The organism is Aquitalea aquatica, from assembly GCF_013911085.1.
GTDB classification, from domain to species: domain Bacteria; phylum Pseudomonadota; class Gammaproteobacteria; order Burkholderiales; family Chromobacteriaceae; genus Aquitalea; species Aquitalea aquatica.
This window is the reverse complement of the sequence record NZ_JACERN010000042.1, coordinates 212,755-228,318: the sequence shown is the minus strand read 5'-3', so window position 1 is coordinate 228,318 and position 15,564 is coordinate 212,755. Positions and strand designations below refer to the sequence as shown.

13 protein-coding genes are annotated in these 15,564 nt (G+C 56.9%); 9 read left to right on the top strand and 4 right to left on the bottom strand.

The window, feature by feature from the left end:
- Positions 1 to 30: 30 nt before the first annotated feature.
- On the bottom strand, positions 31 to 759 hold the full coding sequence (locus H2Z84_RS18705) for a molecular chaperone (RefSeq protein ID WP_181837298.1): 729 nt from the start codon (positions 757 to 759) through the stop codon (positions 31 to 33).
- Between the two features lie 64 nt (positions 760 to 823).
- Complete coding sequence (locus H2Z84_RS18700) at positions 824 to 1,996, bottom strand: EAL domain-containing response regulator (RefSeq protein WP_181837297.1); 1,173 nt, start codon at positions 1,994 to 1,996, stop codon at positions 824 to 826.
- Between the two features lie 150 nt (positions 1,997 to 2,146).
- Here H2Z84_RS18700 and H2Z84_RS18695 point away from each other — a divergent pair, with 150 nt between their 5' ends.
- From H2Z84_RS18695 to H2Z84_RS18665, 7 genes are all read left to right on the top strand, one after another.
- Positions 2,147 to 2,773 carry a response regulator gene (locus H2Z84_RS18695; protein ID WP_181837296.1) on the top strand — a complete coding sequence of 209 codons (627 nt, stop codon included), beginning with the start codon at positions 2,147 to 2,149 and terminating at the stop codon, positions 2,771 to 2,773.
- Complete coding sequence (locus H2Z84_RS18690) at positions 2,760 to 6,233, top strand: response regulator (protein WP_181837295.1); 3,474 nt, start codon at positions 2,760 to 2,762, stop codon at positions 6,231 to 6,233. The genes H2Z84_RS18695 and H2Z84_RS18690 overlap by 14 nt, the downstream gene beginning before the upstream one ends.
- A 53-nt stretch (positions 6,234 to 6,286) precedes the next feature.
- Positions 6,287 to 7,546 (top strand): hypothetical protein, encoded by a 1,260-nt coding sequence (locus H2Z84_RS18685; RefSeq protein WP_181837294.1) that lies wholly within the window; start codon positions 6,287 to 6,289, stop codon positions 7,544 to 7,546.
- Between the two features lie 136 nt (positions 7,547 to 7,682).
- Positions 7,683 to 8,936 (top strand): hypothetical protein, encoded by a 1,254-nt coding sequence (locus H2Z84_RS18680; RefSeq protein WP_181837293.1) that lies wholly within the window; start codon positions 7,683 to 7,685, stop codon positions 8,934 to 8,936.
- 362 nt (positions 8,937 to 9,298) lie between these two features.
- A complete protein-coding gene (locus H2Z84_RS18675; RefSeq protein ID WP_181837292.1) occupies positions 9,299 to 9,766 on the top strand; it encodes an OmpA family protein in 468 nt (155 codons plus the stop codon).
- A 133-nt stretch (positions 9,767 to 9,899) separates the two neighbouring features.
- The gene (locus H2Z84_RS18670) at positions 9,900 to 10,175 is read left to right on the top strand and encodes a putative hemolysin (RefSeq protein ID WP_258869484.1); all 276 of its coding nucleotides are present in this window, start codon (positions 9,900 to 9,902) and stop codon (positions 10,173 to 10,175) included.
- A 195-nt stretch (positions 10,176 to 10,370) separates the two neighbouring features.
- Positions 10,371 to 11,801, top strand: a complete 1,431-nt coding sequence (locus H2Z84_RS18665) for a sensor domain-containing diguanylate cyclase (protein WP_181837291.1) — start codon at positions 10,371 to 10,373, stop codon at positions 11,799 to 11,801.
- A gap of 64 nt (positions 11,802 to 11,865) precedes the next feature.
- Here H2Z84_RS18665 and alaC read toward each other — a convergent pair whose 3' ends face one another.
- On the bottom strand, positions 11,866 to 13,071 hold the full coding sequence (alaC, locus tag H2Z84_RS18660) for an alanine transaminase (protein ID WP_181837290.1): 1,206 nt from the start codon (positions 13,069 to 13,071) through the stop codon (positions 11,866 to 11,868).
- A gap of 189 nt (positions 13,072 to 13,260) precedes the next feature.
- Here alaC and H2Z84_RS18655 point away from each other — a divergent pair, with 189 nt between their 5' ends.
- On the top strand, positions 13,261 to 13,731 hold the full coding sequence (locus H2Z84_RS18655) for an Lrp/AsnC family transcriptional regulator (protein ID WP_181837289.1): 471 nt from the start codon (positions 13,261 to 13,263) through the stop codon (positions 13,729 to 13,731).
- Position 13,732: 1 nt separating this feature from the next.
- Here the strand turns inward: H2Z84_RS18655 and H2Z84_RS18650 are convergent, their stop codons facing one another.
- Entirely contained in the window at positions 13,733 to 14,494 is a 762-nt protein-coding gene (locus H2Z84_RS18650) for a dimethylarginine dimethylaminohydrolase family protein (protein ID WP_181837288.1), read from the bottom strand.
- 320 nt (positions 14,495 to 14,814) lie between these two features.
- Here H2Z84_RS18650 and modA point away from each other — a divergent pair, with 320 nt between their 5' ends.
- The gene (gene modA, locus H2Z84_RS18645) at positions 14,815 to 15,564 is read left to right on the top strand and encodes a molybdate ABC transporter substrate-binding protein (RefSeq protein WP_181837287.1); all 750 of its coding nucleotides are present in this window, start codon (positions 14,815 to 14,817) and stop codon (positions 15,562 to 15,564) included.

The following is a 15,564-nucleotide window of genomic DNA, read 5'->3' as shown; positions in this document are numbered from 1 at the left end:
TCTCCATTTAGTTCCAAGCACAGCTCGACATCAGGGAAGGGATACGGGCTTGGATCGTGTCCCCTCTATCAACTCGAAGTGGTAACGCCGCTGTGGCGTCTTCTCCAGGCGCAAGCTTGCCTGCGGCAAGACATGGCGCTTTACCGCGTCGCTGCAGGCATTGCCGCCATCGCACTGATACAAGGCTTCCAGCACGATGGTGCTGTTGCCGCGATTACGGATGACAAAAGCGCCATCCTGGTTTTCCAGTTCTGTGTCGTAATGCTCGACATGTGGCCTAACAATCAGAAAAGCCCCATAGCCAGTCAGTACATTCACCCCGGCATCCAGCGAGTTCTGGTATTGAGTGGCAGCCTTGTCATCCAGTCCGAATTCGTCCTTTTTTTGCGGCAACACCGGCACGAAACGCACGCGGTAATAGCTTTCCCGCTCACGCGACCCGACATGGAGCAGCCGCACGCTACTGGCAGAAGATGCCGGCACGATCACATGCGAGGGGCTGGCAATCAGCCCCTCCAGCTTAGTGCTGCCGTCGGTGCGGGCGATGGGCAGCTCGCGATGCTTGCCATTGCTGTCGTACACCACTTCATGGATGGTGATCCGGACAAATGCCGTATTGCTGCCGCTGTTGTAGATCCGCTTCAGGATGGAACTGCGGTCATGATCGATATAGTTGTACAGCGCGCCGATACTGATGACCGGCCCGGCCTGTGCCAGGAAAGTGGCCAGCAGCGTCGTAATCAGCATGATCAAGCGCATCGTTTTCCTTCCTTTCTCTGGCTCCCCCACCGTAACAGCCGGCAGGCAGCACACCGTGCGCGCTTCAAAAGCGGTTGCCTATTTCCACAGCACTCATCGGCCGCGCCAGGAAATAGCCCTGGCCGGTGCTGATATCCAGCTGACGGGCGATGTCCAGATCCAGCGTGCTTTCAATCCCCTCCAGCACCACATCGGTCACCGCCAGGCTTTTGGCCATGCCAACTGCCGCAGCCAGCACAGTAAGTCCATCACGGCCACGACTGGCTGCCCGCAACAGGCTCTGATCCAGCTTCAGCTGGGTCAGCGGCATCTGGCTTAATAGCTGCAAATTGGCATAGCCACTGCCAAAGTCATCGAGCGCCAATTGAAAGCCATGCAGGCGCAAGCTGGCCATATTCCCCAAGACCAAGGGCAGATCAGATAACTCTTCGGTTTCGGTGACTTCGATAATAATGCTGGCAGGGTTAATTCCGCGCCTGCGGGTTTCTTCAATCATCACCGTGGCAAAATCATGCTGCTTTAATAGCGGCCACCCCAGATTGAATGCCAGGGAAACGCACAGACCTTGCGCATGCCAGCGTTGTAAATCCTTCAAGCCCTGATGCAACATTTGCCATGTCAATTGCCTGAGCGCATCCGGATCGTCAAACAACTCCTGAAAGCTGGCCGGCGATAGCAATCCATAGTGAGGATGATCACAGCGCGCCAATAATTCGGCTCCGATATACTTCATGGTATCCAGATTGAATTTCGGCTGATAATGCGCAATAAATTGCCCCTTGCATAAGCAGTCCCATATCTCATCACTACTCAGATAAACCGGCATAGGCAATTGAGCTGACTGAGCGAGCGATCTGCTTTCCATCGTTAGCAAACGTTGCAAATCAGCGCCAGATACCGGCTTTTGCACACAGCCCAATACCTGCCACTGCGATTCTTTGGCTGCCATTTCAGCTGCCTGTAAAATTCGATGATCATAAGAACTCATCAGTATCAGGGCCGAAGGTTTTATCCCACGCGCATCCAGCATTCTGATTAAGCCAATACCATCCATATCCGGCATTTGCAGATCGCAAACAAGTACATCGAAAACCTCTGCATCTGGCTGACAGATAGTCGCCAGGGCAGCGCTGGCGGAAGCCGCTTCTGTAATCTTTTCAAAACCGATGGTGCGCAACAAATCACAAATCAGAAAACGTTGTGCCGCGTGATCATCAATTACCAAGAATCTCGTCATAAATTCACCTTACTAACCGTGGGCCATTGTATCCAAGATAAGTCTTAGCTAAATATGCGATCATTCTTTATTTTTGTAGGAAATTTCCACAAATAGACAAAACAGATTCTGGATTGTTATCATCCGTTGCCAATGCGCATCAGGACATTCATGAAATCAATAGCTATCATCGACGATCACCCAGCCATTCGCATCGCCATCCGCGGGCTGTTTCATAACACAAATGCATTTAATGTTTTATTCGATACAGATAAGGGCACGAATGGCTTGGCCTTTCTAAAAAAGCAGGCTGCCGATTTGATTATTCTTGATCTGGAATTGCCTGATATTGATGGCTTTGAAGTATGGCAGCGTGTTTGCGCTGCCCATTTGCCTTGTAAGGTTTTATTCCTATCAGCCAAGAATGAAAACATTTACGCGCTACGCGCCCTGAAATGCGGCGCGCACGGCTATATCAGCAAGAGCAGGGATCTGGAAGACATTTTCCAAGCAGCCAGCATGATTTTGTCCGGCTACACCTTTTTCCCGCAGACGGCCATGCAGAGCCTGAATTCCGCAGGAGATCCTGCGCTGGATTGTGCCATCGGGCGGCTGTCGAATCGTGAGCTGATGATTGCGCGGCTGCTGGCCCAAGGGCTGTCCAATCTGGATATCTCTCGGCAACTGGCCATTAGCAACAAGACTGTCAGCACTTACAAGACACGGATTTTCCAGAAGCTCAATGTGCAATCAGTGATGCAGCTGGCACAGCAGGTACAGATTCATGCGGCAGATTGAGTTCTGGCTTGGCGGACTGTGCCTGGCGCTATGCTGGCTTGCCCGCTGTGCGCTGGCGGAGCCGTTGCCGCTACAGCTTTATCCCGAACAGGCCGCCACGCAACCGGGTGCGGAACGCCAGCGCCCACCGCTCAAGGTGGGTGTGGTGCTGGATGAATACATTCCCTACTACGTGCGCAAGGACGGCACGCAGCTGCAGGGTATTAGTGCCGACTACCTGGCACTGATCGGCCGCCAGCTTGGCCGCCGGATCGAGGCCCTGCCCTTCAACGACAAACAGCAGCTACTGCAAGCCTTGCGCACCGGTGCCATAGACCTGCTGGCTGGCAACCAGAGCGATCTGGCGGCAGACCTGCTCAGCACGCATGCTTATTTCCCCAACCGCATCATCGAGGTCAAACGGATTGATGAGGACAATAGCCGTCGGCCACGTATAGCGATCGGCAAACATCCCGCGTTGGCAGCGCAGCTGGCGCGTATTTATCCAGGCAGCCCGATACAAGGTTTTGACAACGGCTTGCAGGCCATGCAAGCCGTCGCCTTCGGCCAGGCCGATCTTTATATTGGCAACCCCACCGAGGCCAATTTCCTGATCAACCAGCTGTCGCTGGACAGCCTGGAAATCGCCAACTACTCCGCGCTGGAGGACGATCCTTTTGTATTTTTGCTGCGCAAAGACAATAGCGCGCTGCAGTCCCGCGTGAATGATGCCTTGTCCGCCATCCCGGGCAAAGTGGAGCTGGAGGTACAGAAACGCTGGCAGGGTGGCAACGAGCACTACAACATCAGCCAGCAGATCAAGCTGTCGCCAAGCGAACAGGCCTGGATTAAGGCACATCCCGTCGTGCGCTATTCGGCACCGGCCGATCTTTACCCGCTGGCCTTCAAGACCAGCCCGGATGCCCCGGCCGCTGGCATGGCCATCGAACTGCTGCAAAAAATTGCCCAGCGCACCGGCCTGCGCTTCATCGAGGCTGCACGCAGCGGCAACCACCAGCTAGTGGATTTCTCCAGGGCAGAGGTCGACATCATCCCCAATCTGGTGGTGTCAGACCGCCGCCGCCAGGACATGCTGTTTTCCATGCCCTACGCCCACTCGCTGTGGGGCGTAATTACCCGCAGCGATGACAGCACCATCCGCACGCTGGCCGACCTGGCGGGCAAGAAGGTCGCCATCATCCGTAATTCGGCGGCGCGGGAAAGCATCAGCGACCCAGCCCTGCGCGCGCGTATTCAGTTCGTGGAGGCTGCCGACATGCTGGCCAGCTTTCGCCTGCTGGCCGAGCACAAGGTGGATGCCAACATCAACAGCCTGCTGACAGCCAATGCCATCGTGCGCAATGGCGAACTGGGCCGCTTCAAGGTGATCGGCACCGCCAACCAGACCCCATTGGACATCGCCATCGGCACCAGTCGCACCCTGCCGCTGCTGGCCGAAATCATCAATAAGGCGGTGCTGGCCATCCCGCAAGAGGAGTTGGACAAACTGCGGCTGGACTGGGTCAACAGCAAGGCCAGCACCATGCATGTCGGTCTGAGCCGCCTGAACGACCACCACTACCAGAACATGATCTGGCTGCTGGTGGCCAGCCTGGTGGCACTGCTGATCCTGATTGCTTACCGTACCCGCTGCCACTGGCAGCAGCAGCGCGCCCTGCGCGACCGGCTGGACACCCTGGGCCGGCTGGTGGACCAGCTGCCGTTTGCCCTTTTTATCAAATTACCCGGCAGCGGTATCGAACTATCCAATCCGCCTTACCGCGCACTGCGCGCACAAAGTGAAGATGGCGCACTGGAAGTGTTGCAGCGAGACATCATCGCAGTCGCCCGTACCGAAGGCCGCAGCGCGCAGCGAGAGGGCCAGGTCAGTACCCGCCAGGGCAAGCAAGACCTGTTGCTATGGGCCAAACCCTTTTTCACGCTCACACAGGACGAGGGGGCGATACTGGGCGGATGGTTCGACATCACCCCGCTCAAACACAGTGAACGGGCACTGGAACAGGCCAGGGATGATGCCGAAAGCGCCAATCGTGCCAAAACCACCTTCCTGGCGGTGATCAGTCACGAGATCCGCACGCCGATGAATGCCATTCTCGGCCTGCTGGAGCTGGAACTGAAAAAAGCCGCCAATACCAATCTGAGCACCATCTTCCAGTCGGCCACCAGCTTGCTACACCTGCTGGATGGCATTCTGGATCAGGCCAAGATGGAAGCCGGCCAGTTGAGCATCGCGCCACATCCGGCACAGCCCTGGCGCATGCTGGCCAGCATGGCGGCGCTGTACGGGCCGATTGCCAAGGAAAACGGGCTGTCGCTCGCCCTGCACACCGACCCTGCCCTGCCCGAAACGCTATTTATGGATGAAAAGCGGGTCAGCCAGATTCTGGGCAACGTGCTGGGCAATGCGATCAAGTTCACCGAGCAGGGTGACATCCGCATCGACTGCCAGTGGCAGCCACAATCACCCGGCCAGGGCGTGTTGCAACTGGACATTCGCGATACCGGCCGTGGCATTTCCGATGAAGCCCAGGCAAGTATCTTTGATGCCTATGCGCAGGAGAATCCGGCCACCAAATCGGGTACCGGCCTTGGCTTGTGGATATGCGCCAACTTGCTTAGGCAAATGGGTGGAGACATCAGCCTGGCCAGCCAGCTGGGGGTGGGCACCCTGGTATCGATCCGCATTCCCTGCCGCAGCGATTGTGACATCAGCCAAGACACGTCCACGCCACTGCCGCAGCAAGTAGAGCCGGCATTACGGGTGCTGGTGGTCGATGACCACCCGGCCAACAGATTATTACTGGAGCAACAGCTGCGCTTTATCGGCCTACACGACATCCACAGCCTGCCCAGCGCAGAAGAAGCGTTGGCTTTGCTGGAAGCAGAACACTGCGACATCGTCATCAGCGACTGTTTCATGCCGGGCATGGATGGCTTCAGCCTGGCGCGCCAATTGCGCGCCCGCACCGGCAAGCAGCCCTACATCATCGGTTATACCGCGGATGCCAGACCGCGCAATCTGAGCCAGGCACTGGCTGCCGGCATGGATTGCTGCCTGACCAAGCCAGTCAATATCGAGCAACTGACGGCTGCGCTTGCCGCCTGCCCGCGGGACGATGCCAGCCAACAGCGCCGCCGCATCCTGCAGGAGCGTATTGCCGGGCTCAAGCTGGCCACGGTGGCACGCCAACAATTCATCGACCTGATGCAAGAGAGCAATCAGCAGGACATTGCTGCCTTGCAACAGGCTAGTGCACAGGCTGATTTTGTGCAGATGTCAGCCCTGACGCACAAGCTGATGGGTGCAGCGCGCATGGTACAGGACCAGGAAATGCTGTCGCTCAGCGAGCTGCTGCAAGACAGCGTCAGCCAGCAGTCGCTGGCGGAATGCCAAGAAATCGTGGCCGACCTGGTACAGGCTGTTGCCGAATGCAATGCCATGCTGGAACAAGCGCGCTGATCTAGCACCACCTTAGCGTGGCCACTCTCCAACCTCGGACAAAGGCAAAAGCAATGCACCACAAGCACCGCAGCAAACGCTTGTTCCGCCTGGCCGGCGGCCTTGTCTGCTGCTTGCTGGCGGCCAGCACCCATGGCGCAGAAATGAACATCAGCGCGGTTTTCCAGCCTTCCGTATTGGCTCCGCAAACCGTGCAGTTCCAAAACACCACCCCATTGGCCAGTTTTTGCAGTAATTTCCCGAGTAATTGCACAGGCAAGAATTTCGGTATCAACTTCCCGGTCCGCTGGACCTACCACTTGGAGCAAGGCGGCCTCACTGATCCGCGTAAAAACGCTTATATCAAGGTTCCAAACACCTTTCGCCAAGTACAGCTATTCAACACGTCGACCGGACAAGCCAGTCAATTGCGCTTTCGGGTCAGCGGCATTGCCACTACGTACAACTTATCCAAGCGAGCGATGGATATCGTCGGTGAATCCGGTGCACTCGGCGGACACTTATTGCTCTGGCTTGGCGGGTTCTGGGGCAATCCTTACGGCACGCTGGGCCGTTGCGTGAGCCTTGGTTCAACCTTGTTTTCTGATAAATGGGCAACAGCCGTATGGGGTGTCCCGGAAAATGCTGGCTACTGTTACAAACGCTCCGAATTCTCCATTCCAGCTCCCGGCCTGGTCATCTCCGACCCAGGCCTGATGTACGAGCTGGAGACGCCCAATCCGCTAGAACTCAGTAACGGTGAGTACCGTGGCAGCCTTGAATATCACATCGGTCCCGGCCAGGATTTTGACTTTGGTGACAATGCCACCGTTGATACCAGCAGCATCAAAATCAACTTTAGCCTGCGCGTGGCGCACGAGCTAAAGGTGAACTACCCCGAGAACGCCCATCGTGTACTGCTAGAGCCGGCTGGTGGCTGGGCGGTATGGCTGCAGCAAGGACGCGACCCCGGCCCGCTGCAGCGGGATATACCGTTTACGGTAACCAGCTCCGGCAGCTTTAGCGTGAAACTGGACTGTCAGTACAAGGCAGGCAGCCATTGTGGCATCGCCAATGACAGACAACAGGTCGTACCGGTCAGCACTGCACTGAGCATGGAGGGGCTACGGGTAAAGAACAGCAACCAGGATGCCGCGAACATTCCGCTACGCAATGACAGTGCAGTGGTGTTCGCCACCCGCGCGGCCAGTGCTACGCGCCGCTCCAGGCTGCACTTTACTGTAGCCGCACCGGATGTCAGCGCCATGGCCAAGCAAAGCGGCGATCGTTTCCTGGGTGCGGTCACCCTGGTGTTTGATGCGGGAGTCATCTGACACCGGGGCACGCATGGATATCTGCGCACTGAGCAGGATTTCGGCCAGCCACCTACCGCCATAGTCCGCAGGCAAAGCCACCGGATCCGGCGCTGCCTCACCAGCGTCGCCATCACTCTCAGACAAAGGCAAGACAATGCAACACCGCAAGCATCGCCACACTTGGCGGCAGCACCTGGCTGCCGGCTTCTACGCTGGCCTGCTAGCCAGCAGTGCCAATGGCGTGGAAATGACGATCAGCGCGGCATTCCGCCCTTCCGTGCTGTCCCCGCAAACCGTTCAATTTGAAAACACCACCCCACAGGCCAGTTTTTGCCGCTACTGGCCAAACAGCTGCACCAACAAGACTTTCAGTATCGGCCTGCCGGTGCGTTGGTCTTATCCCAATGTCAAAAGCGGTGAAACCAACCCCCGCAAAGGCCTCTACATCAAGGTGCCCAATACCTTTCGCACGGTACAGGTGGTGAACGCCCAAACAGGACAAACCAGCCAGCTGCGCTTTCGGGTCAGCGGTATGGCCAGCACTTACAACCTGGCATTACGTGCGATGGATATCACCGGCTCCAGCACTCCGCTCGACGCTCATGACAAGCTCTGGGTCGGCAATTATTGGGGTTATCCATCAGGAAAATGCAAGGGATTGACCGTTACCTGGATTTCCGACAAATGGGGGTCTGCGCTCTGGGGATATCCGGAAAATGCGGATGGATGTTACAAGCTGGCGGCCTACCCGATCCCTGCTCCCGGCGTCAGCATAACCGACGCTGGCCTGATGTATGTGCTGGAAACCCCTAGCCCGCTGGAGCTGGGCAATGGCGAATACCATGGCAGCCTGGAGTACCGTATCGGCCCCGGACAGGATTTTGATTTTGGCGACACCGCCACTGTTGATGCCAGTATTGTCAAAATCAATTTCGTCTTGAGCGTGGCACACGAACTGAAAGTGAATTATCCCGACAATGCCCGCCAGGTGCTGCTGGAGCCGCCTGGCGGCTGGTCGGTCTGGCTACAGCAGGGCCGCACCCCCGGCCCGCTACAGCGCGATATCCCGTTTACCGTGGCCAGCTCCGGCAATTTCAGCGTTCGACTGGAATGTCAGTACAAGGTAGGCAGCCAATGCGGCATTGCCAATGGCAAGCAACTGGTGGTGCCGGTGGCTACCGCGCTGAGCATGGAGGGTTTACGGGTAAAGGACAGCGGCCTAAATGCCACCCGCATCGCACTGAGCAATGAAAATGCAGTCGTGTTCAGCGCTCAGACAGCCAGTGCCACGCGTCGCTCCCAACTACACTTTGGCGTGGCGGCTGCAGATGTGACAAGCATGGCCAAGCAAAGCGGCGACCGCTTTCTGGGCACGGTCACCCTGGTGTTCGATGCCAGCGCCATCTGATGCAGATTTCGCTTGGACTTGTTGAGGCTATTTGTTTTCGCTGCGCGATTGAGTGGATGCGAGAGCACATATCGTTCACCACCCAACAGCTGGCCCGGAATATAGGTCCAGATGAACACGATGGTCGCCCAGCCGACTCGCTCTTTGATACGCGGCGTGGAGTGGCAAGCATGCCAGCCAATCCTCTTGTCATCCGATAGCCATGTTGTGCGTTATCCGTATGGAATGGTCCCTATTGCTAATGCATGAACTTTCATAACATCGTCATGTCGGACTGCTTTCATCCATGCTGCTTGCGGCATGGATTCAGACCGGCTCGAAACATGCCCAGCTACGCCCTTACTCCATACGGAATCAACGCCATGAAACGTCTTCTGCTTTGCTGTCTCCTTGCCACCACGCTGACAGCCTGTTCCAGCACCAATAATCAGCAAGCGGTCAGCACTGGCAATAATGCCATCAACAAGCCCACCACCTCCCTGTCTGGTGCAAGTAATTCCAGCGCTGCTCAAGCGGTGCTGAACCAGAAAATCGACGCCAATATGGCAGCCGCACCCGGCTTTATTCCCTTTGCCCCAAGCGATAGCACACTCGACCTGGTCGGCAAGGGGCAAATCCTGCGCCAGATCAGCAGCATTCAGGCCATGAAAAAGATTACCTTGCGTGGCTATTGCTACCGTGGCAGCTCGAATAAAGCCAAATCGATGGCACAAGCCCGTGCTGCCGAAGTCAGGGACTTCCTGATCGCGTCTGGCGTGCCAGCCAAGCGCATCATCATCCGCATCAATACCGACAAGAAGCAGCACGGCGTACAGATCGCCAGCAAGTAATTCGGCAGGCCCGCCAAGCGGGACTGACAGACCAAGCCGGACCGTCCATGCGCGTCCGGCTTTGCTTTGCTCCATGCTGATCATCACGCCAGCGCTATACTGCCGTCATTGCATCAAACACTCAGGAGCCCGCATGCCAGTCCTTACTCGTCCCTTGTTCGCTATCCCCGCCGTACTCTGCTTGTTGCTGGCGGGCTGCACCACACCCTCAGCCGCGCCGGCAACCATGCCAGCCCCCATGGTGGGCATGGCCAATCCTGCCTCGGTGTATTGCATCCAGCAGGGCGGCCACTTACTGCCACAAAAAGACAATGCCGGTAATGAATATTCCCTGTGCCAGCTGGCCGATGGCCGAGTGATCGAGGAATGGGCCTTGTTCCGCCAGCAAAACAGGCCGCCCCAGCCCTGAAGCATTCTGGACAGACATCATCTGTCTAATGCCGCGTCATCACATGGCTTGCAGTTCTGCCCATTACCTGCCGGCGACGCAGCGGGCTGGGCATTAATGCATAGTTAGGTTATAAACAAAGCAGAGAGCGCACGGCCAATGCGTCTCTCCGCCATAATAATATTGCTTCAAATAATAAATACCTCGGGGTGGGTCATGCGCAGCCGGTACCGTAAGCAGATTATTTTTATTACCCTTATTATTAGCATCGGATTTTCCATCAGCGCAGTTGTCACTTATTCACGAGAAAAAGGCGAGGCGGAAAAAAGGATTCTGGAAGAGTCGCTACCCTTGATCGGCGATTCGATTTATACCGAAATACAAAGCAGCATCATGAATCCGGTGGATATTGCCACCTTCATGGCCCATGACAGCTTTGTCCGCGACTGGGTTATCGACACCAACAGCAACCCCGCCACCATTCGCAGATATCTACGCGGGATAAAAGAAAAATACAACGCCGCCACGGCTTTTCTGGTGGATGATGCTGAAAAGAAGTATTACACCGACAACGGCAAACAGCTTACATTACACCCTAATGCATCAAGAGATGCCTGGTATTGGCGGGTCTTGGCAGACCCAGCGATCTATGAGCTAAACCTGGGCAAGTACCAGGAAAATGACTCTTTACTGGTTTTCGCCAACGAGAAGATTTTCGATGATGACGGCAAGGTCATCGGCATAGTCGGCATCAGCCAGGAATTACACCACTTCAAGAAAATCATCGACAAATACGCCGACAAATATAATAACGACATTTACATTTTTGACCAGTCCGGCAATATCATCATTCGCAGCAGTCACGCAAGCTCTCCTCCGCACTTTGACTTCAATTCGATGAATGCTGCCATTCATCAGAATGAAACCATTCCGCATAATTTCCTGCTGCAATCCACGGCAACAGAACGCATTGTCGGCATCCGCAAACTGCCTGGCAGTAATTGGTACCTGGCCGTAGAGGAAGATGTCTCGGAAACGCTGAAAAATGAAAAAAAATCGATGATAGAAACCCTGCTGGTCAGCATTATTTCCAGCATTATCGTCATTCTGTCCACCACCGGACTGGTCTACAACACCCAGAAAAAACTGTTCGCGGCTGCCACTACCGATCCGCTCACCGGCTTGCTCAATCGTCATGCCTTTCACGAACGCATTCGCCGTCAGCGTAAGCGGCATGGTGACCAGGCTTATTTGCTGGCCATGATCGATATCGACCACTTCAAGGCGATCAATGACAGCTACGGCCATCAATTTGGGGACGAGGTTATCCGTGACTGCGCCCGCGCCTTGAGCGAGGAGGCTGCTGGTGGAAATATTCTGGCGCGCTGGGGTGGTGAGGAATTCCTGCTGTTTGCACCGCAACCCAACGGCTGCGATCAGATCAGCTGCCAACAATGGCTGGATAAGCTCCGGGCAAATATTGCTGCGCGCCGCATTCGCTGCAATGGCATGGAGATAGCGGTGACAGTGAGCATCGGCTATGCGCTAGCCAAGAATGGTGTCCAGTGGGAGCCACTACTGGAAATGGCTGATCAGGCTTTGTATGCTGCCAAACAGGCCGGCCGCAACCGGGTGATGGCGGCTTGATCTCTGGATAATCTGCCAGAAAAAGCTGGCCGATCATGCCGGCCAGCTTGGCTGTTGCGCCCACTCAGGCTGTTGCCTGGGCGTCCTTGAACATGGCCTTGATGCCACGCAGGGCCTGGCGAATACGTGCTTCGTTCTCGATCAGCGCAAAGCGTACATACTCATCGCCCTGGTCACCAAAACCAATGCCGGGCGAGACACACACCTTGGCCTTTTCCAGCAGCAGCCGGGCAAATTCCAGCGAACCCAGCTCACGCCATTGTTCCGGAATACGCGCCCAGATATACATCGAGGCCTTGGGGCATTCCACCTGCCAGCCGATCTCATTCAGCCCTTTCACCAGTACGTCGCGGCGCTGCTGGTATTTTTCGGCAATGTCGCGCACGCACTGCTGGTCGCCTTCCAGCGCGGCAATCGCGGCCACTTGCAGCGGGGTGAAAGTACCGTAATCGTGGTAGCTCTTCATGCGTGCCAGCGCGGCCACCAAGTCGGGGTTGCCCACCATGAAGCCAATACGCCAGCCAGCCATGTTGTAGCTCTTGCTGAGGGTAAAGAATTCGACGGCGATGTCCTTGGCGCCCGGCACCTGCATGATGGACGGCGCCTTCCAGCCATCGAACACGATGTCGGCGTAGGCCAGGTCATGCACCACGAAGATGTCGTGCTTCTTGGCCAGGGCAATCACTTTTTCGAAGAAATCCAGCTCCACGCACTGCGCAGTGGGATTCGACGGAAAGCCCAGCACCATCATCTTGGGCTTGGGATAGCTGCCACGAATGGCCTTTTCCAGCTCGGCAAAAAAATCGATGCCCGGTACCAGCGGTACCGAACGGATCTGCGCCCCGGCAATCACCGCACCGTAGATGTGGATGGGGTAACTCGGGTCCGGCACCAGCACGGTATCGCCGCCATCCAGCGTAGCCAGCATCAGGTGGGCCAGACCTTCCTTGGAGCCGATGGTGACAATCGCCTCGCTATTGGGGTCGATCTCCACCTGGTAGCGGTCCTTGTACCAGCGGGAAATGGCGCGGCGCAGCCGTGGAATGCCCTTGGAGGCGGAATAACCGTGGGTATCCGGACGTTGCGACACTTCGTTGAGCTTGGCGACAATGTGCGGTGGCGTGGCGCCATCAGGGTTGCCCATGCTCAGGTCGATAATGTCCTCACCGCGCTGTCTGGCAGCCAGTTTCAGTTCGGCGGTGATATTGAAGACGTAGGGAGGGAGACGATCGATGCGCGCAAAGCGGCGCTTGCCTGCAGAAGAAGCCATGTGAACCTTTCACGTAAGCGCCCGGAACCGTCCGAGCGACGTTGCCCATGAGGGGCAGACTTATCGTAAAAGCGGATGCCGCATGGCACAAGCATTTTTTTGCCATCCAGCTGGCTTGACAAGGACAGGACAGACCGCTCCAATCACAAGCCTTGCCCCAGCACGCCGGGCATCGCGAAAACAGGAAACATGGATCACAAGCCCAGCCTTGACCGAATCGACCTGAAAATCCTGGAAGTACTGCAGCGGGATGGCCGCCTGCCTTTTCAGCGGCTGTCCGAGCAGGTAAACCTGACCGCCCGCCCCTGCCTGGAGCGGGTCAGACGGCTGGAAAAAGCCGGCATCATCAAGGGTTACAGCGCCATCGTTGATCTGCCCCAAGCAGCGCCGGCACTGGTGGTGCTGGCCCAGGTTTCGCTCGCCGACCATGTGGTATCGCAGCAGGCATTTACCCGCGAAATCCAGGGCACCCCGCAGGTGCTGGATTGCTGGCTGGTCAGTGGCAGCTTTGATTTCCTGCTGCGCATCGGCTGTCAGCATATCGACGAATACCGCCAACTGGCCGACCGCTGGCTGGCCAGCACTGCGTTTCATATCGAAAAAATCCTGACCACCACTGAATTGCAGCAGATCAAGCGTGACGGTACGCCCCGGCCCTGAATCAGAAACGCAGCGACAGGCAGGTCAGGCCGCCATCCATCTTGCGGATTTCACTGGTATCAGTCTCGATGATGGGCAGGCCCAGCGTCTGCAACTGGCGCAGGGTATGCGGATAGCCGCTGGGGGTGATCAGCGTGTCGTTGATCCACAGGGTGTTGCCGGCATACTCCTCCTGCGGACTGAGTACTATCTGGTCAAAACCACTGAATGCCGGGTTATTCACCGCATCTTCAGACAAGATCAGCGTATTGCGCCCCACGTAGTTGACGATGGATTTCAGGTGCAACCCTGCCCCGACCGGCACTGCCTGCACGCTATAGCCAAATTTCTCTACCGCCGCCGCAAACTGGCTGATACCTGCCTCGTTGGTGCGGCTGGACAGCCCGATGAAAAAGCGCTTGTCCACCATCAGCACATCGCCACCATCCATATGCGCGCCCTCCCCCAGCCACACTGCATGCCGGAAACGCGAAACCAGCGGGGCAATACTGTGGATTTCGCCACGGCGGGACGGTGCGCCCGGATTCGTGATGATGGCCAGCTCCGGCATCAGCACGGCGGTATCTTCCACAAAATGGGCATCGGGGTAGTCTGGCTGCGCCGGCAAGGTGGTCACGGTCAGCTCCAGTTGCAGCAGGATATCCAGGTAGTTACGAAACTGCTGCCGGGTCAGTTCGGCGTCCGGCGCGCCCAGGCTGGCGGTGGTCAGACCATGAGCAACGGAATCGGCAGGCAGGCGGGTAATGGCATGGGTAAAGTACATGGCGGGCTTTCCGGTGGAGTCAGCAAACACGACGGGCAAGGCCTGTCGTCCTGCCCACCATTCTAGGCAGCCCGCTGCAGTCAGAACGGTCGTTCTACCGGCCGCTCACAGCCGGTTTGCGCTGTCATGCGGTACACGGGCAGCGCAGTACGACTTAGCCCGGGGCATTGCGCCAAGCTGCTAGCCGCTGTTGATAATACGGCATGCCCTGGTGCGGCCACCCTAGCGACTCCAGCTGATTAACCATTCCCCAGAAGGATTATTTCGTAGCGTTATATATCCGGGTATATTACGAACTCACTCGCAAACCGGAGCCCGCAATGAAAGCAAGGCTGATTGCCCTTTCCCTGTGCAGCATGCTGCTGGCAGGCCATACCCTGGCTGGTGAAATCACCGTTTCTGCCGCCGCCAGCCTCACCAACGCCTTCAAGGATATTGCCCGTGGCTTTGAGGCACAGAATCCAGGCAGCAAGATCAATTTCAACTTTGCCGCATCCGGCGCGCTGCTGCAGCAAATAGCCAAGGGCGCTCCGGTGGATGTTTTTGCCTCGGCCGATCAGGAAACCATGGACAGTGCGGTAAAGCAGAAGCTGGTGAATAGTGCAGACCGCAAGGACTTTGCCCGCAATGCGCTGGTGCTGATCACCCCTGCCGACAGCAAGCTGAAACTGCAACAGTTAAGTGACTTGCAGCAAGCCGGCATCAAGCATGTGGCCATTGGCGTACCGGCCAGTGTGCCGGTGGGCCGCTACGCCAAGCGTGCGCTGGAAAACGCCCGCCTGTGGCCGGCGGTGGAGGCGAAGGCCATCAATACCCAGAATGTGCGCCAGTCGCTGGATTATGTTGCCCGTGGCGAGGTGGAGGCCGGCTTTGTCTACCAGACCGACGCTACCATCATGCCGGACAAGGTGAAAGTAGCGTTCAGCGTGCCGCTGGATGAAGTCATTTCCTACCCAGTAGCCCGTACCGCCACGGCAGCCAATGCCACCGAGGCACAACGCTTTGTCAATTACCTGCTGTCGCCAGCCGCACAAGCCGTGCTGAGCCGCTACGGCTTCCAGAAGCCCTGA

Coding starts and splice junctions, on each gene's coding strand:
- H2Z84_RS18695 (WP_181837296.1), top strand. CDS start 2,147: ATGAAATCAATAGCTATCATCGACGATCACCCAGCCATTCGCATCGCC.
- modA (WP_181837287.1), top strand. CDS start 14,815: ATGAAAGCAAGGCTGATTGCCCTTTCCCTGTGCAGCATGCTGCTGGCA.
- H2Z84_RS18650 (WP_181837288.1), bottom strand. CDS start 14,494: ATGTACTTTACCCATGCCATTACCCGCCTGCCTGCCGATTCCGTTGCT.
- H2Z84_RS18700 (WP_181837297.1), bottom strand. CDS start 1,996: ATGACGAGATTCTTGGTAATTGATGATCACGCGGCACAACGTTTTCTG.
- H2Z84_RS18675 (WP_181837292.1), top strand. CDS start 9,299: ATGAAACGTCTTCTGCTTTGCTGTCTCCTTGCCACCACGCTGACAGCC.
- H2Z84_RS18690 (WP_181837295.1), top strand. CDS start 2,760: ATGCGGCAGATTGAGTTCTGGCTTGGCGGACTGTGCCTGGCGCTATGC.
- H2Z84_RS18680 (WP_181837293.1), top strand. CDS start 7,683: ATGCAACACCGCAAGCATCGCCACACTTGGCGGCAGCACCTGGCTGCC.
- H2Z84_RS18705 (WP_181837298.1), bottom strand. CDS start 759: ATGCGCTTGATCATGCTGATTACGACGCTGCTGGCCACTTTCCTGGCA.
- H2Z84_RS18665 (WP_181837291.1), top strand. CDS start 10,371: ATGCGCAGCCGGTACCGTAAGCAGATTATTTTTATTACCCTTATTATT.
- alaC (WP_181837290.1), bottom strand. CDS start 13,071: ATGGCTTCTTCTGCAGGCAAGCGCCGCTTTGCGCGCATCGATCGTCTC.
- H2Z84_RS18655 (WP_181837289.1), top strand. CDS start 13,261: ATGGATCACAAGCCCAGCCTTGACCGAATCGACCTGAAAATCCTGGAA.
- H2Z84_RS18670 (WP_258869484.1), top strand. CDS start 9,900: ATGCCAGTCCTTACTCGTCCCTTGTTCGCTATCCCCGCCGTACTCTGC.
- H2Z84_RS18685 (WP_181837294.1), top strand. CDS start 6,287: ATGCACCACAAGCACCGCAGCAAACGCTTGTTCCGCCTGGCCGGCGGC.